This is a genomic window from Psychrosphaera saromensis (assembly GCF_002954545.1).
Taxonomy (GTDB): Bacteria; Pseudomonadota; Gammaproteobacteria; order Enterobacterales; family Alteromonadaceae; genus Psychrosphaera; species Psychrosphaera saromensis.
This window is the reverse complement of record NZ_MSCH01000003.1, coordinates 2,786,204-2,812,010: the sequence shown is the minus strand read 5'-3', so window position 1 is coordinate 2,812,010 and position 25,807 is coordinate 2,786,204. Positions and strand designations below refer to the sequence as shown.

Sequence of the window (25,807 nt, the reverse complement as noted above, 5' to 3'; positions counted from 1 at the left end):
AAGCCTATGACTCTGATCCTTCTTCATCAAACTTTGGAACGGTTACGGTAATTTGCTGGATACGACGAGTATCGGCAGTATGGATCTTGAATATAAGTCCACCAACTTCCACTTCTTCACCTTTTTCAGGCATGTGCCCAAATTGATGTAACACAATTCCGCCAATCGTATCGGCTTCTTCTTTGTTATATTCACTGTTGAAAAAGGCATTAAATTCGTCAAGCTCAGTTAACGCTTGCACCATAAATACATGTTTGGAGACTTTACGTATGTTATCGGTTTGATTTTCTTCTAAATCAAATTCGTCTTCAATTTCACCAACAATCAGTTCAAGAATATCTTCAATGGTTACTAGACCAGAAACACCACCGTATTCATCCACAACAACCGCCATATGATAACGGTTTTGTCTAAATTCTTTTAATAAACTATCAACACGTTTACTTTCTGGAACAACAACGATAGGACGTAATAAGTCTTTGATGATAATTTCTTTGTCTCGGTCTATGAGCAATTTAAGTAAATCTTTTGCTAATAAAATACCTTCAACGTGATCTTTATCTTCGGCAACGATAGGGAATCGAGAGTGACCAGATTCAATCATCGCGGGGATGAATTTTTCTGGGCCATCGGATAAGTCTAAGGTGATCATCTGTGAACGTGGGATCATAATGTCTCGTATACGAAGATCTGCAATCTCCAATACACCGTCAATCATGTTCTTAGTGTTCTGATCTATTAAGTCGTTTTGTGCAGCGATGGCTAATACATCTACTACATCTTCCTTAGTTTGTGGCTCATCATTAAATATTTGGCTAATTTTATCTAACCAACCTTTGCTCGATGAACCGTTGCTACTATGGGGGCTGTCGTCGCTCATTCTTTTTAGAATGCTCCTGTGTTGCTAAAAATAAGTAGTGGTTGAAATTCGTTCAGACCACAATGTTTGATTATTGATCGTTATAGGGATTAGGGAAACCCATTTTTTGTAATATTTCTATTTCCAAAGCTTCCATCTCTTGTGCTTCTTCATCTTCAATATGGTCGTAACCCAATAAATGCAAGCATCCATGTAGCAACATGTGTGCCCAATGAGCGTCAAATGTTTTATTTTGCTCTACGGATTCTCGATTAACAACTTGCGCACAAATCACTAAATCGCCGAGTAATGGAAACTCCATTTCCTCAGTAATATAGGCCGGCACTTCAGATGGAAATGATAATACATTTGTTGGTTTTTCTTTACCGCGGTATTGATGATTCAGCGCTTGGCTTTCTTCTTCGTCAACGATACGAATCGTTAATTCAGATATAGCTTGGAACTCAGGTAATAATTGCTGCAACCAGTCAAAGCACTGCTTTTCTGACGGTATTTGTTGTTCAGTACTGGCATTTTGATAATCAAGTTTAATCATTACTGGTGTTGCCCTGATTTGTATTGTTAGCTGGACTTGTGTTGTTTGTAGTAGACATGTCGCTTTTTAACTTATCCGCTTCTTGTTTGTATGCGGCTTCTTTAATCGCTTTGTCTCGTCTTAATACTTCTTCGTGACGTTCATAGGCCATGACTACTTTGGCTACAACTGGGTGACGTACAATGTCGTCAGCACGGAAAAAGTTAAAACTAATATCATCAATGTCCGCTAACACTTCAATGCTGTGGCGTAAACCAGAGCGTGCACCACGAGGTAAGTCGACTTGGGTAATGTCACCGGTGATAACCGCTTTAGAATTAAAGCCAATACGGGTTAAAAACATTTTCATTTGTTCAACCGTGGTATTTTGGCTTTCATCCAAGATAATAAAGGCGTCGTTTAATGTTCTACCACGCATATAAGCAAGTGGGGCCACTTCAATAACATTACGTTCAATTAAACGTTCTACTTTCTCAAAGCCTAACATTTCAAATAGGGCGTCATATAACGGACGTAAATACGGGTCTATTTTTTGACTTAAATCCCCAGGTAAAAAACCAAGTTTTTCACCCGCTTCAACAGCCGGACGCGTTAACATAATACGTTTAACTTCTTGACGTTCTAGTGCGTCCACCGCACAAGCTACCGCTAAATACGTTTTACCAGTTCCTGCAGGACCAATACCAAAGGCAATATCGTTATTTAAGATATTGGCTACATAGTCTTGTTGGTTTGGATTGCGCGGTTTGATATTGCCTTTGCGCGTGCGCACTACAATATCGTTGCTAAATTGTTCGTCACTTTGGTCAAGTAGCTTTGAACCTTGAATGGCCAAATGTACTTGATCTGGGATTAACTCATTGGCTTTAACTTGACTTGGTATTTTAGGATCCGGTTGAGTGTCAACATACAGAGATCTAATAACATCTGCCGCTGCAACCGAATTTATTGGCTTGCCAACAATCTTAAATTGATTACCTTGATAGGTGATCTCAACTCCCATACGACGTTCAATATGTTTTAAATTGTCATCGTACGGGCCTATTAACGAGGCTAATCTGTCTTTGTTAGCCGGCTCTAAAAATATTTCAGTTGTCGTTAATTTGTTAGACAAGGTCAATCCTTAAAATAGTTTTATCGAGAATTAAGGCGTAAATGTCGCTACACCAAGTTCATCTTGATTAGCCAGACGTTTAGCCAAAATCTCAGCAGGTGATACTTCTTGGCGTAAGCCCATTTCATCTTCGCCACGAATAAATTCAGCGCGTAATGAGTTGGTGTAAACGTCAACCACTTTAACATCGGCAAAGCCGCCAATCAAAGTATGAGGGCCTTCAAAGTTAACTACACGGTTATTTTCAGTACGACCACGTAATTCTAATGGATTCTTAATTGACGGACCCTCAACCAATATACGTTGTTCTGTGTTTAACATCGAACGAGATATTTGCAGTGCTTGATGGGTGATCAAGTTTTGTAACTCATGTAAACGATCTTTCTTTTCTGGTTCTTGCACGTCATCCGGTAAATCTGCAGCTGGCGTTCCAGGACGAGCGCTGTAGATAAAGCTAAAGCTGTGATCAAAGCCGATGTCAGAAATCAACTTCATTGTTTTAGCATGATCGTCAGCCGTTTCACCAGGGAAACCAATAATAAAGTCACTAGACATAGAGATGTTTGGACGAACTTTACGTAATTTACGAATTTGAGACTTATATTCAATTGCCGTATGGCCACGTTTCATTTGCGTAAGAATACGGTCAGAGCCTGACTGTACTGGCAAATGTAAATGGTCTACTAATTCAGGTATATCTCGATACACTTCTATGATGTCATCAGAAAATTCAACTGGGTGAGACGTGGTATAACGAATACGGTCAATCCCATCGATGGCAGCAACCATTCTTAATAACTCACTGAAATGACAAATCTCACCGTCATGAGTATCGCCACGGAATGCATTTACATTCTGGCCTAATAAATTAACTTCACGTACGCCTTGCTCAGCAAGTTGCGCAATTTCATATAATACGTCGTCAACTGGACGTGAAACTTCTTCACCACGGGTGTAAGGCACGACACAGAAAGTACAATATTTACTGCAACCTTCCATTATTGACACAAATGCACTTGGTCCGTCAGATGTTGGCTGTGGTAAGCGGTCAAATTTTTCAATCTCTGGAAAAGAGATATCGATAACAGAACCGCCTTTACCGCTTTGAACCTGGTCAATCATTTCTGGTAAACGGTGTAATGTTTGTGGACCAAACACCATATCAACATATGGTGCACGTTCACGTATATGTTGGCCTTCTTGCGACGCAACACAACCACCAACACCAATAACTAAACCTGGTTTGTTCTTTTTTAAGTTCTTCCAACGGCCTAGCTGATGGAATACTTTTTCTTGTGCTTTTTCGCGAATAGAACAAGTGTTTAGGAGAATAACGTCGGCATCTTCAGCCGCATCGGTAAACTCGTAACCATGACTGTCATCCAAAAGATCGGCCATCTTTTGCGAGTCATACTCGTTCATTTGGCAGCCCCAGGTTTTAATATGTAATTTTTTAGTCATGGTTTTCTCTATGCTTACTTCTATTGTACAAACGCATACGCGTAAAACGTGTTGGGGAAACCCCAAAATGGCGCGTATTTTACAAGTAAATGGACTGAACTGAAAGGGGATTGTTTAATACTTTTTCGATCTCTTACAAACTTGGGATTTATTATTTAAATTCAAGTGGTTAAATTGGCTATATTTCTGGCATAATGAATCGCTTTTTATATTTGATTTTATCTTAATAAATTTATTTTTAGGTAGTTTACATTGACTAAAGACTCTGATTTAAAACAACAATTTTATGACGTTGTGATAGTAGGTGGGGGCATGGTTGGTGCTGCTCAAGCCGTTGCATTAGTAAAACAACAAAAACGTGTTTTAGTTATAGAAAAAACCATTCCAGATGCAAGCGTGTTACAGCAGACTCCACTAAGAGTGTCGGCGATAAACCTAGCGAGCGAAAAATATTTATCAGCACTGGGCATTTGGCCGCATATAAATCAAAGTTCCAAATGTATGTTCAACCAATTAGCCACGTGGGAACAACGCCATAAACCCTTAGTGTTCTCGGCTGAAGATATTGGCACTGAGCATTTAGGCCACTTAGTTAAGAATGAAGCATTACAGCTTGCTGCCTTTGATGAAATCAACGCGTTAGGCCAAAACAATCTAGAGATAATGACAGGTTGTAAAATAAATAAAATTGAGCAAACCAACGAACAAGCAACACTGTTTGTGTCGGACATGCGTAATGACAAGACTAATACCAACAGCAATACCAACAGCAATACGATTAACTGCTCGTTATTAATCGGCGCAGACGGCGCTTTTAGTCAAGTCCGTAGTTTGAGTGATATAGGTACCACCGGTTGGGATTACCAGCAGCACTGCCTAAGCTTAACCATCAAAACAGAATTCCCTACGCAGCATATTACCTGGCAAGAATTTCAGCCTTCAGGCCCTAAAGCCTTCTTACCATTAGAAGACGGATACTCAGTGTTAATTTGGTACGACCAAGCTAGCCAGGTAAAAGAATTGTCTGAATTAAGCAATGAACAATTAAAAGCACAAGTGTTAAAACGTTTCCCTGCCTTGGTTGGTGAATTTGATGTGGTAGCAAAAGCGGCGTTTCCGCTTACACGACGACAAGCAAATCAATACGTAAAGGGACGAGTGGTATTAGTGGGGGATTCTGCCCATACAATCAATCCATTAGCCGGACAAGGCGTTAATATTGGCTATAAAGACGTTGAAGAGTTATCTAAGTTATTAGCTGAAGTCGACATGTCTGAGCGAGCTGCATTATTCCAAGCATTGTCAAAGTATGAAAAAACCAGAAAAAGAGAATCGTTAATTATGTCTGCGGCTATGGATAGCTTTTATAGTTTGTTTTCAAATAATAAAACCGCAATGAAATTAGTTAGAACTGGCTTATTAAATCTGGCCAATAAATTTGAATGGGCTAAAAAACAAGTACTAAAAAAAGCGGTAGGGTACTGAATAGCTTAAATTGAAAAATTAGATTGGTATCGATAAGTATTTAACAAAGTTAAATACTTATTTTTTTGTCTGGGTTTTAACTAAAGTAAGTGTTTGAAAAAGTTTAATCATATTTAGGATGGGAAAAAAATAGTAAAAAAAAGGCCTCGCAGATGCGAGGCCTTTTATTTGGCTGGGATACCAGGATTTGAACCTGGGAATGGCGAGATCAAAACCCGCTGCCTTACCGCTTGGCGATATCCCAACTGAAACTTTTTAAATATGTGTTTCACATATTAAATCATGGTGCGGAAGGAGAGACTTGAACTCTCACATCCTAAGATACTGGAACCTAAATCCAGCGCGTCTACCAATTCCGCCACTCCCGCAAAACTTTTCCACTAAAGACTTGGTAAGGTAATTAAGAATTGGTGGCTACGCCCTGATTTGAACAGGGGACCCCATCATTATGAGTGATGTGCTCTAACCAGCTGAGCTACGTAGCCTTTCTTAAAGACCGCCTTAAGCGATGGCGCGTATTATGCTGATGACTGCAGGTGTCGTCAACTGCTTTTTAAAGAAAATTGCAAAAAATAGAGCGTTTGCTTTTATTTTGTGCAGAGCGGTTAAAAAGTGGAACTGTATTTGTTGAAAAATGAGCTAAACCGCTAATAAAAAATTAATTAAATTTTAGAGTCGTTCGATTCTTCATAAATTTTTGCCCATCCAACAGCATTGACATAATATTCGGGTAATAAATCTTGCTCTATATTCAACTTAACGCAAATTTCCCCCATAAGTTCCCAGTTAGCCGCTTCATACGCTTTAGCAAGGATAAAGATATTACCTAGTATATTGTCATCACCGATTAAAGCCGACGCTATATCTTCAGTTACCGGTAGCTCTTTGACTAAATCTTCCATTGTCTGATCTAAAATAACATCCAATAATGAGAACAAACCTAAGATAAAGGCTTTATCAGAAAGTTGAGGTGCGGCGTTAGTCGCTATTTGTTCACAAAAACGAGCTCGTATTATCGACATCTCAGTCAACTCTTGTCGTCTGTTCTCAGCAATGTGAGCGGTAAGTATCAAAGTCACAAACTTTTTAACTTGAGCTGCGCCTAAATAAATCAAGGCTTGCTTCAATGACGATATCTGCTTTCTTACTGGAAATAGGCCAGAATTAATAAATTTTAGTAATTTATAGGCTAGTGCCGTATCTCGTTCAAAGAATGAAGATAGCTTAGTGTAGTCAGCATCGAGCTTTAGCGTTTCTTGATACATAGCAAAAACCACACTCTGATTCGAGTTTATATCTTTTTGTTCAACGATTTGCGGCGTGCAAAAGTAATAACCTTGAAAAAAATCGAATCCCATTTCTTTCGCTTTATCGTATTGCTCTTGAGTCTCAACACGTTCAGCTAAAAATTTTAAATTCTTAAATGGTCTAATTTTTTCTAAAACGACTTCAATCTCTGCAAAGGTACTTTGCTGTAAATCAAACTTAATCAGTCTTACCAATTTAAAAAAGGGCACCCAATCTTCACTATAGATAAAGTCATCTAAAACTAATCTATAACCTTTATGGAATAACTGGCGGCAAGCTTCATAAACCGCTGCCGTTGGTCTAACGCTTTCTAAAATTTCCACCATAGCTTTAGTTGGTGGCAATAGGGTTGGCATTAAATCAAGCAAAGCTTGTTCTGGGTAATTTATTAAAGCGGGTTTACCTGAGGTTATTTTTTCTAACCCTTGGTTGAAATGGCTATCTAATAACAGCTTGGACGTGGCTGAATTCGACTCTATTTTAGGAAATACATTGGTTAAACTATCTCGAAATAAAAGTTCGTAAGCAACTACGTTCTCTTTTCTATTATAGATTGCTTGACGAGCTGTATAAGCGTTCAATGTTAACTACTCCTTAATGCTAACGCTACAAATATTACAAAACCCAATTAAAGCTGAAACAAATCAACTTACATATCTAATGAGTGCAGTAATTTTTTAGTTTTATCGTGGACCGGGTTGGCAAAAACTGAGGTGATTTCACCTTGCTCGACAATTTTCCCGTCATCCATCACCAATATCCGATCACTAAGGTATTTAATTAACGTAATGTGATGGGATATAAGAATATATGTTAATTGATGCTGTTGCTGTAGCTCAAGTAGCAAGTTTATCACTTGAGCTCGTAATGAGGGATCAAGAGGTGAGAGCGCTTCATCAATAATAACCACTTCTGGGTCTAAAATTAATGCACGTGCAATGCCAATTCTTTGTGCTTGCCCACCTGAAAACATGTGTGGGTAATATTCTGCATGCTCAGGTAATAAACCAACCATACGTAAAGAGGAATTGATTTTAACTTGGCGTTCTTCTGCATCCAATTTGGTATTAAAAATTAATGGTTGCTCTAGCTGCTCTCCAATTTTAATGGTTGGGTTCAGCGACTTTTGTGCATCTTGAAATATTAATCGAATATTTTTGCAGAAAAATGAAGTGTCAGACCAATCAACGGCAACCCCATTATGAGTTAAATAACCAGAGTCTGGGGCTTCAGCGGCGGCTAATAGGCGAGCTATGGTGCTTTTACCTGAACCCGCATCGCCAACAATAGCTAAAGTTTCACCTTTTTTAAGACCAAAGGTAACTGGGCCTATTGTGACGTCTTTGCCTTTTTTAAACCAATGAGCCTTATCTTTATAACATTTGGTTAACTCATTAATTCGAATGAATTCTACACTCATGCTTTTTTCCAATTATTTTGTAATGGCTTTTGCTGTAATGGGTAATGGCAACGGAAAAATTGGCCTTTGATTTTTTGCTGTTCTGGAATTTTAACACAAGCTCTTTGTGCGTTAGGGCAACGAGGACCTAAACGACAACCTATCGGTAAATGTTGAAGTGTTGGGATCGTACCTTTTAATGCATACAGTTTTTGTTTGTTGTTTATATCACGAGACTTAAAGTCAGGTTCGCTGTCAAACAGAGCCTTTGTATAAGGATGCTTAGGTGCATTAATGATATTTTTAGTTAAACCACTTTCAATTAACTGCCCACAATACATAACATTAATTGAGTCAGCCCAACTGGTAATAGAAAATAAGTTATGGGTGATGAAAATAACCCCCATTTCTTTTAATTGGTTGAGGCTTTTTAACAACTTAATTACTTTTAACGACGTATCGCCCTCTAAAGAGGTTGTAGGTTCGTCCGCTATGAGGAGTTTTGGCTCTTTTGCAATCGCCATGGCTATCATGATCTTCTGACAAATACCTTCAGACAACATATGCGGATAACTATTAAATACTTTTTCGTGTTCTTTTATACCTACTTTATGAAGCAGGCGAATACACTTTTTAATTCTTAATTCTTTTTTGGCACCAAACCAACCAGAAAACTCGTAGTCAGGCAAAGACTCTTCTAGTTGAGAAAATATATTAGAGGTTGGATCAAGGCAACGACGTGGCTCCTGGTAAATCATAGAAATATTGTCACTAATGACTTTTCTACGTTTACTCTCCGACATTCTATTAAGATCTTGTCCCATAAAATGCAAACGGTCAGCCGTTACTTCCCAGCGGTTATTCAGCATGCCAACAAGCGCTTTGGCAACCAAGCTTTTGCCTGAGCCAGACTCGCCAATTAAGCCACTGACTTCGGCCATTTTCATCGAGAAGTTGGCAGATTCAACGGCTTTAATGGAGGAGTCACTTGTTAATAACTCAATATTTAAATTTCTTATATCTAGTAATCGCACAGTTAACCTATTGAAGTCGTCGTTCTTTTAATGCGTGACGTAAACCATCACCTACGATATTTGTAGATAGTATACATAAAAACAAGGTAATACCCGGTAGCATTACAGCCCAAGGGCTTAAATAAAATACGCCTAAACTGTCGGCTATCATAGTGCCGAGCTCTGGCTCAGGCGATTGAGAGCCAATACCAATAAATCCTAATACGGCAATATCCAAAACAGACGATGAAATAGCCATGGTAGAAAAAATAACAATATTCTCAATCATATTGGGTAACAGAGCAAAGCGAAAAACTTGCCAGCTGTTAGCGCCATCAAGGCGGTAAGCGATAACAAAGTCTTTATTTAGCATATCTGCCACGTCAGTTCTTATGTGGTGGATAAATTGAGGCAGCATAGCTAATACAACTGCCCAAAAAGCATTGGCGATACCTGGACCTAAAATAGCCACGATAACCACAGCAATAAGTAACGATGGCATTGTCAGAGCAACGTCTAATATATGATTTAAAAAGCTGGCTCTAATGCCTTTACTAAAACCAGCAAGCGTACCAATTAATAAACCGAAAGTCAGAGCCACAATAACCGCAAGAATGCCTAAACCAAATGAATAGCTAATCCCCACTAAAATACGTGACAATATATCTCGACCTAACGCATCTGTACCAAAAGGGGATTGAATATGACCGCTTACATCCCAAGATGGCGGAGTTAATAACATATCCGCTTGTTGCATATAAGGAGAGTATGGTGCTAGTAACGGCCCTAAAATGGCCATTAAAATCATAAAGATAAATACCCAACTAGCCACTAACGCAAAATGATTACGTTGAAACAGTCGCCAAAGTTGTTTAAATGGGCTTGAGTTATTTGGCGAAGAAAAGAATCTAAATTTTACCATGACCGTGTCTCCTCGCAAGTGGATCAAATATCATATACAAGAGGTCAAATAAGATAGTGGCCACAAATACCATGCCTGAAATAACCAATAATCCACCTTGAATCGCAGGGTAATCTCGTTGATGTATCGCATCAACTAGCCAGGAACCAACGCCAGGCCAAGCAAATATAACTTCGGTTACCATAGCTAACGTGATCACAGTTCCAAAGTGTATGCCCAACATTTGAATTACCGGTAATAAGCCATTACGTAAACCGTGGCGACGTAACAGCTGTCCTGAGGTTAAGCCCTTTATTTTCGCGGCTTTTACATAACTCGTATTCATAACATCTTTCATTGATTGGCGGGTTGTTCTTATTAATACCGTGGTAGGGTAAGCGGCTAATACAAAGGTAGGTAAAACCAAATGACGAAATGCATCGGCAAACGCTTCACTTTTATAATCAACACTTGAGCGAATGATATCCAGGAATAAAAAGCCGCTCGAGCTAGGAATGTCGTAAATTAAGCTTAAACGCCCAGACGTCGGGAACCAACCCAACCCGATTGAAAACACTAAAATCAATAACAAAGCCAACCAAAATATTGGCATTGAAAAACCGACTATAGATAACGCTAATATACTTTTATCTAACCAAGGGTGATTCTCTGATGACGCTAAAATACCTAGAGGGATAGCGACAATAAAGCTGTAAAATAAGGCATACATTGCCAACTCAATCGTTGCGGGCAAAACTCGAAATACTTGTTCAAAAATACTGGTGCCAGTGATAAAGGATACACCCCAGTCACCGTCTAACAGCCGTCCAATAAAGCCAAAGTATTGAGTAATAACCGAGTCGTTTAGATTGTATTGCTGCGCTATTTTTTCATAATCAATTTCATTAATACTGGTAATGCCGCTCATGTTGGACAATACGTCAGTAGGAAATAAATAATTTAACGAAAAAACAAAGACGGTCACACCAAAGGTGATAAAAAATAGTAAGGACAATTTACGATAAAAATAATTAAACATTAGTTTTTACCTTTTTTTGTCTGAAAAAAGCCAATTCCACCATAAGGATTAAACTCTACATCACTAATATAATTGTGGTGAACTTGATACCTAAGTGCATGTGCAATAGGAACCAAAGGGGAGTTTTCAAAAATAAGTCGTTCCGCTTGGTCATAATACTGCTTTCTTACCACAGGATCTGCGGTACTTAGCGCATTAAAAATACTTTCGTCATATTGCTCATTACACCAAGCCGTTCTATTTGAACCTGAGAAGGTGGCGGCACAACTTAATAGCGGGCGATAAAAGTTATCAGGGTCAGAATTATCAGCCGACCAACCAATTAATACCGAGTCGTGTTCACCCTGGGCTAATTTTTTCCTAAATGTTCCCCAATCGTAAGTGACGATATTCGCGGTAACACCAATTTTAGCTAAGTTCTGTTGTAAGATTTCAGCCATTTTTGACGCATTTGGATTATACACTCGCTGAACGGGCATAGCCCAAATGTCCATTTCAAAGCCATCTTCAAAACCTTCTTGCAGCAACAAGGCTTTGGCTTTTTCTAACGAAAGTTCAACGTCGGTATTGGCTTCTGTATAAGCCCAGCTAGATGGTGGTAACAATGTCGATGCAGGCTCGGCATGTCTAAAATACACAGCATCAATAATTGCTTGGCGGTCAACAACATAGGAGAGGGCTTTTCTAACATTAGGATTATCAAATGGCGGCACATTGGTATTAAACGCCCAGTAACTGACATTCATAGCAACACTTTCATTTAATTTTATATCAGGCTTTTGTTTTAAAAACTCAACGTCAGCTGAACTTGGATATCCCAACACGTCACATTCTCTGGTTAATAATTTAGCCACACGGTTTGAGTTGTTCGGCGTAATATCAAATATAACTTGCCTAAGCAGCGGTGCGCCATCCCAGTAATTTGGGTGAGCATAATAACGTATGTAATGATCTCGTTTGTATTGGCTAAATTTAAACGGCCCTGTGCCAATAGGCAGTTGATCAATTAATTCTTTTTCATCACTTTCAATCAGCTGTTGTGCATATTCAGCGGATAATATAACGGCAAAGTCAGTTGCCATATTCGCCAAAAATGAAGCTTGTGGTTCAGACAATCTAAACTCAATGGTTAAGTCATCAACAACAATGATTTGTTCTATTAATGTGTCAAACCCCATGCCACTGAAAAACGGGTAAGAGCCACCACCAACCAAATTAAAGGGATGATCTAAATGTAAAATACGGGAAAAAGAAAATAGAACGTCTTCACTGGTTAAAGTACGGGTCGGTTTAAAATACGCAGTAGTATGAAACTCAACATCTTTTCTTAAGTAAAAGCGGTAACGCATGGCATCTTCCGACACAATTACTTTTTGCGCTAAGTCAGAGGTGACCAAACCTGTTTTAGGATTTATCTTAACCAGTCGATTGTAAATCTGTTGTGAAACCGCATCTATGGTTGTGCCAGACGTCACCAATTGCGGATTAAATGTCTCAGGTGAGCCCTCACTACAATACAGTAATGTTTTTTGTGCTAACTCTGATTCATTATTTTTACCACATGCTGCAAGCGTTAAACAAAATAATGCAGCCAGGCTGTAGCGGGCAATATGCTCAATGTTTTTAATTGGGTTATTCTTCAGCATTTTTATCCAACAAATTGTATTTCTTCAAATACCCTCTTAATTGATGATAGGTTACCCCAAGCTGATCCGCGGTTTTTTTCTGATTAAATTGGCTATGCGCTAACGCAGTTTGAATTAAGTTAACTTCAAACTCCTGGCTGCTTTGTTTAAAGTCCAGTGGAAAGCTAAAGTTATGCTGCTCAATATTGGTATTAAGTGCTTGGCTTTCTAAAATAGGAGACTCGTTTGACGCACTAGTAACAGGTGCGCTTATAGGCGCCGCTTGGCGGTCTTGAGTTTTGGTTCTGCCTTTTGGCCTAAACGGACTTGAAAATGGATCTAAAACAATTTCATGTACTGGAACGTGAGGATTGGCCGAGCGGTAAACACTACGTTCAACCACATTTTTCAGTTCACGCACATTACCAGGCCAGTTGTATTCTAATAGTAGCTCTTTTGCTTTTCTGGAAAAGCCGCTAAACAATTCCCACTCAAGTTCTTTTGCCATAGAAATAGCAAAGTGCTCAGCAAGAACCAAAATATCTTCTTGGCGTTCTCGTAATGGGGGAAGGGTAATGACATCAAATGCTAAACGGTCTAATAAGTCGGCTCTAAATTCACCAGACTCGGCAAGAGCTGGCAAGTCTTCATTTGTTGCACACACTAAACGGGTATCTATTTTAACGGTTTTGGTACCACCAACACGCTCAAATTCACCATATTCAATGACTCGTAAAAGCTTTTCTTGCACTAATCCCGATGTATTAGCCAGCTCGTCTAAAAATAAAGTACCGCTATTAGCACGTTCAAATCGGCCTTCATGACGTTTGCCTGCGCCAGTAAATGAACCAGACTCGTGACCAAATAATTCACTTTCCAATAAATTTTCGTTTAAGGCTGCACAATTTAAGGTAACGTAGTTTTGTTCCCAACGTTGCGATAGGTAGTGTAAACGAGCGGCGATAAGTTCTTTACCGGTACCTCGTTCGCCTATTATAAGCACAGGCTTATTTAGTGGTGCTAATAAGGACACTTTTTCCAATACTTCTACAAAGGAATTAGCCTGACCGATTAGATTATCTTTATTTCCAAATTGTCTCATAGTGCAACTGTTGGTTAAATTGACTAATTTGTAGTGTATTTGATATTGGTAACAAAGCAAAGGATTGATTTTATTTATTTATTATTCAATTAAAACAACAGTTTAGTGAAAGTTTAAATTGTGGCAAGATAACTGAATGTACCTAGCATGATTAGAACGCAAGTAAATTTATAAAATTTCAAAATAAGAGGTAATAATTATGGGTATATTTTCACGTTTTGCAGACATCGTTAACGCAAATATAAACTCTTTATTGGATAAAGCAGAAGACCCTGAAAAAATGGTTCGTTTGATTATTCAAGAAATGGAAGATACGTTAGTCGAAGTTCGTTCTTCATCAGCTAGAACATTGGCCGACAAAAAAGACATTGTTAGAAAAATCGACCGCTTCCAAGCCGAAGCTGACGACTGGCAAAGCAAAGCTGAGTTAGCATTATCGAAAGATAGAGAAGACTTAGCTCGTCAAGCATTGTCAGAAAAACAAAAAAGCGAAGAGAACGTTGAGCAACTAGCACACGACCTATTATCGCTAGATGAACAAATAACACGGTTGAAAGATGAGATTGGTCAACTTCAAAACAAACTTGAAGATGCCAAAAATCGTCAAAAGTCGATACTAATGCGCGGCAAAACTGCCAGCTCACGTTTAGATGTTAAGTCTAAATTAGCCAGCGGTAAAATTAACGACGCACTAACTCGCTTTGAGCAGTACGAACGTAAGATTGATAACTTAGAAGCCGAAGTAGAGTCATACGACTTAGGTAATAAGTCCCTTGCCGATGAATTTGCTGAGTTAGAAACATCAAGCAAGGTAGATAGCGAATTAGAGGCATTAAAAGCCAAGCTAAATGCCGGTAAAGCAAAAAACAACTAAGTAAATTTTAAGGGGAATGTGATGGAAGGCATTGCAGGTATTTTAATTGTACCAATGATTATATTTTTGATCTTTGTTGCACCAGTGTGGTTAATCATGCATTACCGAAGCAAAAGACAGGTAGGTCAAGGGTGGAGCGAGTCAGAAATGGAAAACCTAAGCAACTTGGCGCACAAAGCTGAAGTGTTAGGCGAGAGAGTAAAAACCTTAGAGTCAATTTTGGACGCAGAAGCCCCGAAATGGCGAACCAAAGCGTAAGGAGATCAAGATGACAAAACCAGAGAAAAAACAATTAAACCGAATACCAAAACAAGGCAAAATTGCTGGTGTGTGTGCAGGTGTTGCTGAATACACGGGAATGGAAGTTTGGCTAGTTCGTATTATTTGGATTAGCGGTTTGGTTTTATCAGGTGGTTTCTTTTTCGTTGCTTATATTGCGGGTTGGTTTATTTTAGATAAAAAACCAGACAGCACGTTTGATAAACGCACTGGAGGCATGAGAGACCATTGGAATCGTTTCAACAATGAACAAGATATTGATACAACCGTTGAAGTGAAAACCAAAGTCTGGCAAGCCGGCGAGCCACCTCGTCAAGCGTTAAAAGACATAGGCCGTCAGTTTGATAGCATAGAAAATAGAGTGCAGGAAATGGAAGGGTACGTCACTTCCAATGAATACACCTTAACTCGTGAAATTAATAAGCTTTAGCTTAATCCCCTTACATAAAAATGACCCTAGATGGTCATTTTTTTATGGGCGTAAGGTTATTTTTGTCTTATATGAAATTTGTATTTAATTAATAAAGTCTACAGATAGTAATATCTTAATCTATGTGCTAAAAATAATAACATATTAAAAACAACCCAATCGTCGGTAGAAAAACGACCTATTGGTTCGATATTTAATTGTTAGGCTCTCAATACTGGAGTTATCGTGCAAAGGTTTGTTGATTCAATAAATAAGTCTGTGGAAACGGAAAACTGGTTTTCTGCATTGTTTTTAGCATTGGCAGTACCTGATATATGCGGAGCATTGGAGGATCCTGAAGCTGGCGTAGGTGAGCGATATCGAAGTTGGTTCAACCGATATATGAAGCGAAAATACGACCCTGAAAATTTATATGAATTAGTTTCTGAAACTTCTCCAGAGTCACTCGAAAGAATGCCGCAGGAGTTAATTGAAAGCCTAAAGTCAATGCCTCCAAATACTGAGTGTGCTTTTACAGCAAGTGACTGTTATAGGTTTAGATGTAGGTGTCTTCATCAAGGTCTGTCTCAAAAAATGGGAGGCGAAAAAATTCATTTCACCGCACCCGATAAAAACAAAGCGATTACTACGCACATGTCTTCGTTTAATGGTCTGTACCAGTTACAAATAGATATTTTTTGTATAAACGTATGTAACGCGGTAAAAAAATGGGACGCTGATATTTCTGGTAATGCTGAAATAGAGAGTAGAGTTGAAGAGCTGATCGAAATCTATCAGCTCGATGATCCGAGATTTCCACTTGTTAAATATCAATAGCCTAACAAATAGCTGCACGCTGACAACCTTTGCTACGCTCATTTTGTGTATGTCGCGTAGCTCCATTTCACACAAAATGCTCTCCGCAAAGGTTGCAGGTGAGCTTGGCTTTAGCATTCATTCGGAGATTATATGAAAACTCTTCAATTGCCAGAAGATGGCAGCTCTGCCTCTGCTTGGGGGAATGAAATAACTTTATTGCACCCTAAATTAAAGCAAACTATTGTTCTTAAATACTTATTTGAACCTCCTTTTGGCGATCCACTATTTGAATTGTATATAAACGGTATTAAAGAGAGCGAACACCAATATTGGGGGCGCTCAATTGCAATATCTGAAAATGGTGGATTTTTATCAATCACGAGAAATTTGCGTGGTATATTGACGACCGTATTTGACTTAAATAACATGGAAAAACGGGACGTAACTGGATTTGTCAAAGTTTTAGGTTTTGATAAAGAGGTTTTACAATATAAGCCTTACCTCACAAATAACGAAACTAGGCATCGTATGTATGAGTTTGTTCAAAAAATTCATGTTGCAGAGCTCGGTGCATGGGAAAAAGTAAAATGCTAACAAGCGCATTAAATCTGACGTCACACATTGTCCGACTTGTTGCTTAAAAGAAAAGGGCGCAAAAAGCCACGCCAACACATTGCGTGTTACTTGGGCGTTAGCTAACTTACCATACCATTCAGCATTACATTTCAAATAAAAGGACTTAACTTGAAAAAAATAATATTATTTTGTCTACTTGCTTCTAATTCTGCTTTCTCTTCAGAGCATGATAACGAAAAGTTTCTTTTAGAAGCTGTAAGAATCGGAAATCAGATACAAGAACAAACGAAAGGTAAAAGCTTAGTTGAGAAACTTCAATTAATAGAAAGCTTTTCAAAAGATTTTACTAATAACCCTTTAGCTTTAGATATTATAATGCAAGATCTTGGTGTTCAATACTCTTTTGCTGGCTTACATAGAAAAGCACTGATTGCTAAAGATACAAATGTCAAAAGTGAAAAATTAGTCTCTGAAAATTTAACTACCTACAAAGCAAAAGACGCGATAAGTGAAATCTTAAAGCGCTCACAAGTTTATCAAGTAGTCATGTTCAATGAAGCTCATGATATTGCACAACACAGGGTACTAACGTACCGTATGCTTTCGGGTTTATGGGAGCAAGGATATCGCTACTTTGCGGCGGAATCATTAAATAGCTTGGCTTCATTACAAATTAAAAAAGGATATGTTACCAACCCAATAGGGTATTACACCCGTGAAAGTACATATGCAAACCTAGTACTTAAAGCAAAAGATATAGGGTTTAAAATAGTTTCATATGATCTGCATAAGCCAAAAAAACTTAATACTATCGAAGAGCGGGAAACTAGCTCAGCACTAACGATCAAAGAGAAAGTCTTTGATAAAGATCCAAATGCAAAAATCGTTATCCATGTTGGTTATTCCCATATCAATGAAGAGGATTGGTTAGCAAGTAAACTTAAAAGTATTATCGGTTTAGAAACACTGACTATTGATCAAACTACACGAATAGAACGAAGTAATACTGAATATGAGCATCCAACATACACTAAAGCTGTTAAAAGCGTGGAATTATTAGAACCATTTGTTTTTGTAAAAGATAACGAAGTTTGGAGCTCTGATTCGAATAAGTGGGACATATCAGTTTTTTGGCCAAGGACAAAATATTTTAATGGACGTCCCAAGTGGGCTTCTTTAGGCCGAATGAATTACAGCGTCAGCACAAATGATTGTAAAAAATCGTACCCTTGCATGGTTGACGTGTTTAAATTCAAACATAAAGATGAAGTGCCGTTGGACAGGGTGGTAATTTCATCTGAGAAAGAACACAAGTCAGTATTTTTATCTCAAGGAAGTAATATTATCGTGATGACTGACAGTAATGGAGAGCAAATCAATAAAATCATGATTCAAAATTAAAGTTTGCTAACAAGAAAATAAAAAGGCCGCCACCTCAATTTGACAACATTTAACCTGGTTGGTTTTTGTTATCCCTTTTCCCTGCATTATCCTTTCACTATAGTCTTGAATAAATTCCCAATAAAAAAGCGAGTGCCATTTTCATGGTACTCGCTTTCATTTTTTAATAAACGTGCCTGTATTTCTACAAAACTAGCTCACCTTAAGTTCATTTTACCAATGAGTTAAGGAAAGCAATTTGCTTATTTATTCACGGTTAATTTTGGCTCTAAACCTTCCGCTAACTTAGCAGCAAGACCCGCATAACGATAACCATTTAAGTTACCATCGTGTTTTTTTGCAGCTGCTTGCAGTTTAACTTTTAGGTCATTTGCAATACCACGTGTCATCGCGATAAAACTAGCTGAAAGTTTAGGTGCAGGGGGACGTCCACGGTTTGGTGTGGTCTTTACAGGTGCTATGTCTTTAAGCAGTTTAGTTACAAAGTAATCTTGCAACATGACTCTGTATTGATCAGATTTAGGCTTACGATCTTTGATATCACCAAAAATAGCATCAACAAACTTATTCATTGTTTTTACCGGACTCATAACGTCATGACCACCAGCTTGTAACTGAATTAATGAATCTAATCTATGAGCCGCAAGTGGGCCGCCAACCGCTTGTCTAATAATGTTATTACCGTACTCTTCAAACTTACTATAACCAATACGTTTAAAGATATTCTTATCATTCCAAAACTCTGGTAAGTCCACACCATTCTCAATTAAGAATTCGACTGCACGTTCTTGCTTATCTTTAGGATAAGGTACAAAAATATCTTTATCATCGTGGTGCTGCGTTAATTCATTCTTGTACATAACACCGCCAACTGCTTTAGCTACGTGGCCAAGTTCACGGGCATGTTGTTGAACTAATGTTTTGTAAGCTTCATCTAATTCGTCATAACCTTTTGAAGGTTCAAAGCTGGTTGCTTCAATTAAATTCGCTAAAATACGTTGTTTGTTTTTCTGTCCTAAACGTGTTGCTTCTACAGGATCATCACCAATCGCTTCCGTTAGAATGCGAGGGTCTAATCTGCTGCCTTTTGAGTAAGCATCCCAACGTAATCGCTTATCATCTAACTGGCGGTCAGCAATTTTATTTAGTAGGAGAACTTCTTCTTTAGGTGAAAGGTCACCTTTGAATTCTTTATAACCCCATTCAATAACAAATTTATCGTATGGACCTGGGTGATAATCAATTGGTGATACACCGTCTTCTGGTTGCATTACATAGTTAAAGCGAGCGTAATCCATGATAGATGCTGATACACCAAACTCTTTTACAAATTCAGGGTTTCGTAATTGCTCAATAGTATAAGAGTTATTGCCAATAAAGTTATGGTGTAAACCTGTTGAATGACCTACTTCATGTGCAACTACAAAGCGAACTAAGTCACTCATTACATCATTAGGTAAAGGAAGTTTTTTAGCTCTAGGGTCGGTTGCACCTGCTTGTGCAAAGTACCAGCCTTCAAGTAACTTGATAACATTATGATACATGCGTACATCAGCTTCGATGATCTCACCTGAACGAGGATCGGCTACATGTGGTCCATTTGCATTAGGTATGCCTGACGGAACCCAACGAACTACAGAATAACGCGCATCTTCAGCATCCCAATCAGGGTTTTCTTCTAAGCTAGGGGCCATTTTTGCGATGATTGCATTTTTGAATCCTGCTTGTTCAAAGGCTGGTTGCCAAAATTCAATTCCTTCACGTACCGCTTCTACGAATTTTTGAGGTGTTCCTCTGTCGATATACCAAACGATTGGTTGTTTAGGTTCACTAACTTCTAACTCAGGGTTTTTCTTTTCTAAGCGCCAGCGTTTAATAAAACTAAATGTATCTAGTTTGTTTTTATTTGAGCTGTAATCTGAATATTTAGCTGAGAAGTAACCAACACGTTTGTCATAAAAACGAGGTTTCATTGGTGTGTCAGGTAATGCAAAAATAGAATGGCGTACTTCTTTGGTTTCATTCCCTTTTTTACCATTAAATTGCGCTAATATGGTTGCTTCAATGTTTTTTTCAAAAGACTTAACTTTGGTAATTAATGCCGTTTTATCATTAAGTTTTAACTTATCGGCTTTAGGGTTTCTTGGGTCTGGGAATAATTCTTTATTTCCACCCATATACACTTTAGTGATATCAATAACAGGTGACTTTGCTTTGTCTTTTGAAAAGGTAACGATAGGGAATTTAGCAATTACGCCGTCAATTGAGGCTTTCTTAACAACCAATGATTCTCTTGAACCATCTTCTGCGACTACCGAATAGTTACGGCTACGAAGTAAAACATAATCACCATGACGTTCAAATATAACGTACTGTCGGCCAATGTCTGCGCTAATCACACCTTTACCAGCTTGTGTACCAGATGTTTTAACTTGCCAAACAAATTCACGGCCAAATTGATCTGCAGGGATTTCAAAATATGCTTTGTTATCTACAAGATGAGTGGTAAATACGCCTTTGGATGTTATTGCTTTGTCTGTGACAATATCTTCATAAGGTTTGAGTTTTTCTTTCTTCTTTTTATCTTTCTTTTTGTCAGCGTCGTCTTTATTATCTGCTGACTTTGCTTTCTTTTCAGATTCATTCTCTTTTACCGAGGTATAAAATCCAGCTTGCGATAGAGCAACAGTAGAAGACTGAGCAAGCAGTTGGTTCTCTGATAATACAGTTGCGTTTGCAAATGTTGTTAAGTTTATTATGCTCAATAACAACACTGATTTTTTTAATAATTTCATGAAATTATCTTTAACCCTTGTTCTGTAAATTTAAAAATACATTGTATAGTATTGTTATATCGATGTTTAAGGCAGTCGTCTTAATGTTTAATACAGTCGTCTCAAATTAGTTAAATAATTACATTAAAACTTCTTACTTAAAGACGCTAGATTCTAACTAACCTATTAATTTATAATAAGGCATTGAGAAATCATTGTAGAGAATGTTATGGCAAGCACAGCATCAGCACTTCATATTCTGGTCAAACACAAAGAACAAGCGCAAGACATTTTAGAGCAGCTCAATAAGGGCGCTAAGTTTCAAACGCTTGCTAAAAAGTATTCGAGCTGTCCATCGGCAAAAAAAGGTGGCAGTTTAGGAGAATTTAAAAAAGGAACTATGGTACCGGCTTTTGACAAAGCTTGTTTTACTGGTGAGGTATTAACGCCCATGTTAGTAAAAACTAAACATGGTTGGCATATAGTAAAAGTTTTATACAGAACCTAGTAAATACGTAAGAAGGTACCCTAGATTAAGCCTATACACTTGATGTTATCGTCCAAAAATTAATTACAATTATCCTTGTTGGTAAAATTTAATAATCACCAGCCCATAACAAATAGATTAAAGCTGATAGAACATTCAAATGTAATAATGTTTTGTTATTTAAGTAGCAGGCTTTATTATATCGCCTTATTGTTGGTAGTAAGCCAATCACATCTTTAAACGCATTAAAGGCTATCTCATGTCAAATTATAGTGAATCCCCAGAACAAATATCTCAAGCTACTAACAACTACGTAATGCAGCAAACTATGCTGCGCATTAAAGATCCAAAGGTATCATTAGAATTTTACCAAAACGTATTGGGTATGAAGTTGTTGGGTAAATATGACTTTCCAACCATGCAATTTACCCTTTACTTTTTAGGTTATGAACAAGAGATACCAGAAGGTGATGCAAAAGAAAAAACACAGTGGGTTTTTGGTCGCTCTGGGTTAATTGAGCTTACGCATAACTGGGGAACAGAAACTGACGAAAGTTTCACTGGTTATCATGACGGTAATACAGACCCAAGAGGCTTTGGGCATATTGGTATTAGCGTTCCAGATGTTTATGCGGCGAGTGAACGATTTAAAAAGTATGGTGTTGAGTTTGTTAAACAACCAGATGACGGTTCAATGAAAGGCCTTGCGTTTATCAAAGACCCAGACGGTTATTGGATTGAAGTACTTTCTGCACAAGGTATTACCGACATTATCCTTTCACAATAATTATAATGTCCGTCCCATCCTAAAAAGGTTAAGCATTTGCTTAACCTTTTTTATAACTAGATATTTAATTCCTCTGTTATTTAATGTGTATTAAACCAAGCTAGAATATTCTCTATTTTGGCGATCATACGTGAAGGTTTACCTGCAATGCCATGAGGTGAGCCTGGAACACGAACCATGATGGTTTCAATCTTACGTAACTTCAATGCTTGATAGAACTGTTCCGTTTCTGATGTTGGGGTACGTCTATCCGCTTCACCTGTAATTAGCATGGTTGGCGTAGTCACATTTCCAACTAGAGATAATGGTGAACGTTTCCAATAATGTTCAAAGTTATCCCAAGGCATTCCTGGGAACTGATTTGGGATTTGGCCTAAATAGCTATCAGCGGTTAGCACTTTTGAAATCCAATTTATGACTGGTTTTGCAACGGCTGCCGCTTTAAATCGATCCGTTAAGCCTATCGCGTAAGCACTGGCAATTCCACCGGCTGAGCCACCTGCAATGTATAGTTTATCTTGGTCAATAAAACCTTTATCAATCATGGCATCAACACCACTCATATGGTCGGCAAAGTCGTATTTACTTGAGTATTTATTTTGTAAAAGCAGGGCAAAACGTTCACCGTAAGATGTACTGCCTCTGTGGTTATCGTAAAATACAACATAACCTTCTGCGGCAAATCGTTGTAATTCAGCAGTAAAGTGAGGGCCGTAAGATAAGTGCGGACCACCATGAATTTCTAATATCAAAGGGTATTTTTTCTTTGGATCAAAGTCAGGTGGCGTAATATACCAACCTTGAATTTCTTCTCCATCGATTGATGATTTATAGATTATCTCAGATACTTTACCTAGTACTTTGTGACCTAAGATATCTTCATTTAAATAAGTCACCTGAGTATTCACACCTTGTTTATTGGTGTAGATATCCGCTGGACGGTCTGTTTTACCTTTTGTATAAGCCAGTACATTATTGTTCACATCGAAGCTAGCAAAGGTGTAAGGACGCCCTAATGTGCTGCCTCCTAGACCTTCAACCAATTTTGAATGCTCTGATTTTAGATTAGTGAAGCCAATCGTGATCATGCCTCGTTCCGCCATTTGGTAATACAGGCCAGAGCTCTTATTATTCCAATGAATATTAGAAAGAGAGTTATCAATATCTTTAGATAAGTTAGTCTGCATATTGCCGCTTAAACTTTTGATCATTAAATGACGATTACGGTAAGCTAACTTTTTATTGTCAGTGCTGATATAGGCAATGTATTTTCCATCAGGTGATACTTTAGGGCTTGATTCAGTACCCGGCTTTGATGTTATTTGTTTAATATCGCCATTCATATTCACCGAAAATATATCAGATTCTCTACTTTCGTATTCCCAGTTGTCACTTCGGTTAGCTGAAAAATATATTGATTGACCATCCTTACCCCATGCCAATGAACCGCTGTGATTATAATTATCAGATGTTAGTTGGCGAGGTGTGCCACCTAAAGCTGGCACAACAAATATATGGGTATAAGCGGGTTCTAAAATACCAGCGCCATCAGCTTGGTATTTAGCTTTGGTGACATAAGTTACTTTTGGTGACCATTTAGCCCCCTTAGGTTTTTTTGGCATTTTTACCGTTAAAGGTTGTCCCAACTCTTTGACACTCATGGTAAATGCAATATGTTCACCGTTTGGTGACCATGAAATATTGCGGATAGAGCTTTGCACATTTGTTAGCAGTGCTGTTTGCCCGGTATCCATCCAACGCACGTATAATTGAGTTCGTCCGTCGGTATTAGAAATATAAGCGAGTCTATCGCCAGAAGGCGACCATACTGGTGCGTAAAATTGTTTTTTGCCTGAAAACAAAGGTCTGTGTTTTTTGCCATTAACGTCAACAATCCAGATATTTGAATTTGTACCGTCAGTCATAATGTCGTTACTTTGGCGAACATAAACAACTTGCTTCCCATCAGGTGATACCTTTGGTGAGCCCGCTAACTCTAAATTGAAAATATCTTCTGATTCAAAATGTTTGGCAGTCTTTGGTAAAGTGTTAGCTAAAGCCTCAGCTGACGAGAGCATGACTAAGGAAGCCGTTAACGAAACCGCTAATGTATGTCGCAGCATTTTAAATGTTATTCTTTGTGGTAGATTGAACATTAATAAGAACCTTGTATATTAATTAGTTAACACTAACATAATGCACTCTGTTGGAACTGTCACCTGAATGATATATACGTACAAAAATACGCGGTGAAATACTGAAATAAAACATTTCAGTGCAAAATAAAGAAAGAGAAAAGAGATAAACACAGATCTACTTATTTATTTGAAGTAACAAATGCACCATTACTCATATTGACAGGCTCTGAACATGATAAAAAATATCAATATACCCACATTACTTTTCACCATGCTTTTATTTTACTCAAAGACATTGTGGGCTGGGGCTGGTTTTGAAGTCACCGTTTTAGGCGATAGAGGTGGAATCAAAGACGGTAACTTAACCGCTTTTTTAGTTAGAGCTCAACAGGATGTTAATTACCTAGCACTTGATGCTGGTACTTTGGTAAATGGAATTGAGGTAGCTGAGAGAAAAGGTGCTTTTGCCCATGTCACCATCCCTAAAGAGAGTGAGTATGGTGTTGTCGGTTATATATTGAGAGACCGGATTAAAGGTTATTTGCTCAGTCATGCTCATCTAGATCATGTTAGTGGTCTAGTGATCGCTTCCCCAGAAGATAGTAAGAAAAATATATATGGTTTAGCCAACGTGAATAAAGCGCTATCTGAAACTTATTTTAATTGGGTTGCGTGGCCAAACTTTGCTGATCAAGGGAAAGGATTCAAAATAGGGCAATATCATTATGTCGACTTACCTATTGGCCAAAGTCAGGCTATAACTAATACCTCACTTAAGGTTACCGCATTCCCCGTAAATCATACCGTTGAGACCGGCGCTTTTGTTATAGAAAATCAAGGCGACATAATGGTTTTCTTTGGTGATACTGGTCCTGATAGCCTAAGTAATAGTGTAGATGCCAGTACAGATAGCAGTAAAGAGAATAGTAGAAATTTAACTAAGATATGGCAGTACTTAGCACCTAAAGTACAGGCTAATAAACTCAAAGGACTTATTATTGAAGTGTCTTTTCCAAATGAAACGCCAGATAAGTCCTTGTTTGGACACATGACACCTAAATGGCTATTTAAGGAATTATCAAAGCTAGAGCAACAATCGGGTGGAAAAGGCAGTCTTAATGGACTTAAAGTGGTCATTCAGCACATTAAATATAGCTTGAAGAAAGGGGCCGATATAAGAGAGATCATTAAGTCACAGCTTAATGAATTAAATAACTTAGGTGTGGAAATTATAATTTCTAACCAAGGTGAGCAAATACAATTGTAAACTTTATTCAGTCGTTTTCATTTAACTGGCTTCAATTTTTGACTGTTGCCTAAATTAAAGGAACCTAGCCCTCAAAATTCATACGTAAACGCATATTTTTAAAGTCTTAAATTCATATCCTTAGAATTGCCTCC

Annotated in this window: 23 protein-coding genes and 3 tRNA genes; 10 read left to right on the top strand and 16 right to left on the bottom strand. The window is 38.1% G+C overall.

All coding sequences use genetic code 11. The features are described 5' to 3' along the window. Positions 1-4 precede the first annotated feature (4 nt). The 4 genes from BTO11_RS12805 to miaB form a co-directional block, all read right to left on the bottom strand. A complete protein-coding gene (locus BTO11_RS12805; protein WP_105052965.1) occupies positions 5-880 on the bottom strand; it encodes a CorC family transporter in 876 nt (291 codons plus the stop codon). 70 nt (positions 881-950) lie between these two features. Further along, complete coding sequence (gene ybeY / locus BTO11_RS12800) at positions 951-1,415, bottom strand: rRNA maturation RNase YbeY (protein ID WP_105052964.1); 465 nt, start codon at positions 1,413-1,415, stop codon at positions 951-953. Beyond that, on the bottom strand, positions 1,408-2,529 hold the full coding sequence (locus BTO11_RS12795; protein ID WP_105052963.1) for a PhoH family protein: 1,122 nt from the start codon (positions 2,527-2,529) through the stop codon (positions 1,408-1,410). The genes ybeY and BTO11_RS12795 overlap by 8 nt, the downstream gene beginning before the upstream one ends. Before the next feature lie 30 nt (positions 2,530-2,559). Then, positions 2,560-3,990 (bottom strand): tRNA (N6-isopentenyl adenosine(37)-C2)-methylthiotransferase MiaB, encoded by a 1,431-nt coding sequence (gene miaB, locus BTO11_RS12790; RefSeq protein WP_105052962.1) that lies wholly within the window; start codon positions 3,988-3,990, stop codon positions 2,560-2,562. Positions 3,991-4,242: 252 nt separating this feature from the next. On the opposite strand from miaB, the gene BTO11_RS12785 reads away from it, so the two are divergent. Next, positions 4,243-5,475 (top strand): FAD-dependent monooxygenase, encoded by a 1,233-nt coding sequence (locus BTO11_RS12785; protein ID WP_105052961.1) that lies wholly within the window; start codon positions 4,243-4,245, stop codon positions 5,473-5,475. A 169-nt stretch (positions 5,476-5,644) separates the two neighbouring features. Here the strand turns inward: BTO11_RS12785 and BTO11_RS12780 are convergent. From BTO11_RS12780 to pspF, 10 genes are all read right to left on the bottom strand, one after another. Beyond that, positions 5,645-5,719 (bottom strand) — tRNA-Gln (locus BTO11_RS12780). A gap of 39 nt (positions 5,720-5,758) precedes the next feature. Continuing rightward, positions 5,759-5,843: transfer RNA gene (locus tag BTO11_RS12775), tRNA-Leu, on the bottom strand. Between the two features lie 40 nt (positions 5,844-5,883). After that, a tRNA-Met gene (locus tag BTO11_RS12770) sits at positions 5,884-5,960 on the bottom strand. Between the two features lie 177 nt (positions 5,961-6,137). Next, positions 6,138-7,364, bottom strand: a complete 1,227-nt coding sequence (locus tag BTO11_RS12765; RefSeq protein WP_105052960.1) for an EAL and HDOD domain-containing protein — start codon at positions 7,362-7,364, stop codon at positions 6,138-6,140. A gap of 68 nt (positions 7,365-7,432) precedes the next feature. Then, entirely contained in the window at positions 7,433-8,203 is a 771-nt protein-coding gene (locus BTO11_RS12760; RefSeq protein WP_105052959.1) for an ATP-binding cassette domain-containing protein, read from the bottom strand. Beyond that, positions 8,200-9,216, bottom strand: a complete 1,017-nt coding sequence (locus BTO11_RS12755) for an oligopeptide/dipeptide ABC transporter ATP-binding protein (RefSeq protein ID WP_105052958.1) — start codon at positions 9,214-9,216, stop codon at positions 8,200-8,202. Before BTO11_RS12755 ends, BTO11_RS12760 begins: the two co-directional genes overlap by 4 nt. 7 nt (positions 9,217-9,223) lie before the next feature. Further along, on the bottom strand, positions 9,224-10,117 hold the full coding sequence (locus BTO11_RS12750; protein ID WP_105052957.1) for an ABC transporter permease subunit: 894 nt from the start codon (positions 10,115-10,117) through the stop codon (positions 9,224-9,226). Then, a complete protein-coding gene (locus tag BTO11_RS12745; RefSeq protein ID WP_105052956.1) occupies positions 10,104-11,135 on the bottom strand; it encodes an ABC transporter permease in 1,032 nt (343 codons plus the stop codon). The genes BTO11_RS12750 and BTO11_RS12745 overlap by 14 nt, the downstream gene beginning before the upstream one ends. Continuing rightward, entirely contained in the window at positions 11,135-12,781 is a 1,647-nt protein-coding gene (locus tag BTO11_RS12740; RefSeq protein ID WP_105052955.1) for an ABC transporter substrate-binding protein, read from the bottom strand. The genes BTO11_RS12745 and BTO11_RS12740 overlap by 1 nt, the downstream gene beginning before the upstream one ends. Beyond that, on the bottom strand, positions 12,768-13,862 hold the full coding sequence (gene pspF, locus BTO11_RS12735; protein ID WP_105052954.1) for a phage shock protein operon transcriptional activator: 1,095 nt from the start codon (positions 13,860-13,862) through the stop codon (positions 12,768-12,770). The genes BTO11_RS12740 and pspF overlap by 14 nt, the downstream gene beginning before the upstream one ends. 199 nt (positions 13,863-14,061) lie before the next feature. Between pspF and pspA the strand changes: the two genes are divergently transcribed. From pspA to BTO11_RS12705, 6 genes are all read left to right on the top strand, one after another. Next, positions 14,062-14,736 carry a phage shock protein PspA gene (gene pspA, locus BTO11_RS12730; protein ID WP_105052953.1) on the top strand — a complete coding sequence of 225 codons (675 nt, stop codon included), beginning with the start codon at positions 14,062-14,064 and terminating at the stop codon, positions 14,734-14,736. Positions 14,737-14,757: 21 nt separating this feature from the next. Continuing rightward, positions 14,758-14,994 (top strand): envelope stress response membrane protein PspB, encoded by a 237-nt coding sequence (pspB, locus tag BTO11_RS12725; protein ID WP_105052952.1) that lies wholly within the window; start codon positions 14,758-14,760, stop codon positions 14,992-14,994. Positions 14,995-15,004: 10 nt separating this feature from the next. Beyond that, entirely contained in the window at positions 15,005-15,445 is a 441-nt protein-coding gene (gene pspC / locus BTO11_RS12720; RefSeq protein WP_105052951.1) for an envelope stress response membrane protein PspC, read from the top strand. Between the two features lie 225 nt (positions 15,446-15,670). Beyond that, entirely contained in the window at positions 15,671-16,261 is a 591-nt protein-coding gene (locus BTO11_RS12715; protein ID WP_105052950.1) for a hypothetical protein, read from the top strand. Between the two features lie 132 nt (positions 16,262-16,393). Continuing rightward, positions 16,394-16,837, top strand: a complete 444-nt coding sequence (locus tag BTO11_RS12710; protein ID WP_105052949.1) for a hypothetical protein — start codon at positions 16,394-16,396, stop codon at positions 16,835-16,837. Between the two features lie 150 nt (positions 16,838-16,987). Then, a complete protein-coding gene (locus BTO11_RS12705; protein ID WP_105052948.1) occupies positions 16,988-18,220 on the top strand; it encodes a hypothetical protein in 1,233 nt (410 codons plus the stop codon). Positions 18,221-18,462: 242 nt separating this feature from the next. On the opposite strand, the gene BTO11_RS12700 is transcribed toward BTO11_RS12705, so the two are convergent. Continuing rightward, positions 18,463-21,015 (bottom strand): zinc-dependent metalloprotease, encoded by a 2,553-nt coding sequence (locus tag BTO11_RS12700; protein WP_105052947.1) that lies wholly within the window; start codon positions 21,013-21,015, stop codon positions 18,463-18,465. 208 nt (positions 21,016-21,223) lie between these two features. Between BTO11_RS12700 and BTO11_RS12695 the strand changes: the two genes are divergently transcribed. Both BTO11_RS12695 and gloA read left to right on the top strand, forming a co-directional pair. Beyond that, on the top strand, positions 21,224-21,502 hold the full coding sequence (locus BTO11_RS12695) for a peptidylprolyl isomerase (RefSeq protein ID WP_105052946.1): 279 nt from the start codon (positions 21,224-21,226) through the stop codon (positions 21,500-21,502). Between the two features lie 238 nt (positions 21,503-21,740). After that, positions 21,741-22,268 carry a lactoylglutathione lyase gene (gloA, locus tag BTO11_RS12690; protein ID WP_105052945.1) on the top strand — a complete coding sequence of 176 codons (528 nt, stop codon included), beginning with the start codon at positions 21,741-21,743 and terminating at the stop codon, positions 22,266-22,268. A gap of 80 nt (positions 22,269-22,348) precedes the next feature. Here gloA and BTO11_RS12685 read toward each other — a convergent pair whose 3' ends face one another. Further along, positions 22,349-24,424 carry an alpha/beta hydrolase family protein gene (locus BTO11_RS12685; protein ID WP_105052944.1) on the bottom strand — a complete coding sequence of 692 codons (2,076 nt, stop codon included), beginning with the start codon at positions 24,422-24,424 and terminating at the stop codon, positions 22,349-22,351. A 214-nt stretch (positions 24,425-24,638) separates the two neighbouring features. Between BTO11_RS12685 and BTO11_RS12680 the strand changes: the two genes are divergently transcribed. After that, the gene (locus tag BTO11_RS12680; RefSeq protein ID WP_105052943.1) at positions 24,639-25,673 is read left to right on the top strand and encodes an MBL fold metallo-hydrolase; all 1,035 of its coding nucleotides are present in this window, start codon (positions 24,639-24,641) and stop codon (positions 25,671-25,673) included. Positions 25,674-25,807 lie beyond the last annotated feature (134 nt).

Coding starts and splice junctions, on each gene's coding strand:
- BTO11_RS12740 (WP_105052955.1), bottom strand. CDS start 12,781: ATGCTGAAGAATAACCCAATTAAAAACATTGAGCATATTGCCCGCTAC.
- BTO11_RS12760 (WP_105052959.1), bottom strand. CDS start 8,203: ATGAGTGTAGAATTCATTCGAATTAATGAGTTAACCAAATGTTATAAA.
- pspA (WP_105052953.1), top strand. CDS start 14,062: ATGGGTATATTTTCACGTTTTGCAGACATCGTTAACGCAAATATAAAC.
- BTO11_RS12750 (WP_105052957.1), bottom strand. CDS start 10,117: ATGGTAAAATTTAGATTCTTTTCTTCGCCAAATAACTCAAGCCCATTT.
- BTO11_RS12745 (WP_105052956.1), bottom strand. CDS start 11,135: ATGTTTAATTATTTTTATCGTAAATTGTCCTTACTATTTTTTATCACC.
- BTO11_RS12710 (WP_105052949.1), top strand. CDS start 16,394: ATGAAAACTCTTCAATTGCCAGAAGATGGCAGCTCTGCCTCTGCTTGG.
- miaB (WP_105052962.1), bottom strand. CDS start 3,990: ATGACTAAAAAATTACATATTAAAACCTGGGGCTGCCAAATGAACGAG.
- BTO11_RS12805 (WP_105052965.1), bottom strand. CDS start 880: ATGAGCGACGACAGCCCCCATAGTAGCAACGGTTCATCGAGCAAAGGT.
- gloA (WP_105052945.1), top strand. CDS start 21,741: ATGTCAAATTATAGTGAATCCCCAGAACAAATATCTCAAGCTACTAAC.
- pspC (WP_105052951.1), top strand. CDS start 15,005: ATGACAAAACCAGAGAAAAAACAATTAAACCGAATACCAAAACAAGGC.
- pspB (WP_105052952.1), top strand. CDS start 14,758: ATGGAAGGCATTGCAGGTATTTTAATTGTACCAATGATTATATTTTTG.
- BTO11_RS12700 (WP_105052947.1), bottom strand. CDS start 21,015: ATGAAATTATTAAAAAAATCAGTGTTGTTATTGAGCATAATAAACTTA.
- BTO11_RS12680 (WP_105052943.1), top strand. CDS start 24,639: ATGATAAAAAATATCAATATACCCACATTACTTTTCACCATGCTTTTA.
- pspF (WP_105052954.1), bottom strand. CDS start 13,862: ATGAGACAATTTGGAAATAAAGATAATCTAATCGGTCAGGCTAATTCC.
- BTO11_RS12695 (WP_105052946.1), top strand. CDS start 21,224: ATGGCAAGCACAGCATCAGCACTTCATATTCTGGTCAAACACAAAGAA.
- ybeY (WP_105052964.1), bottom strand. CDS start 1,415: ATGATTAAACTTGATTATCAAAATGCCAGTACTGAACAACAAATACCG.
- BTO11_RS12685 (WP_105052944.1), bottom strand. CDS start 24,424: ATGTTCAATCTACCACAAAGAATAACATTTAAAATGCTGCGACATACA.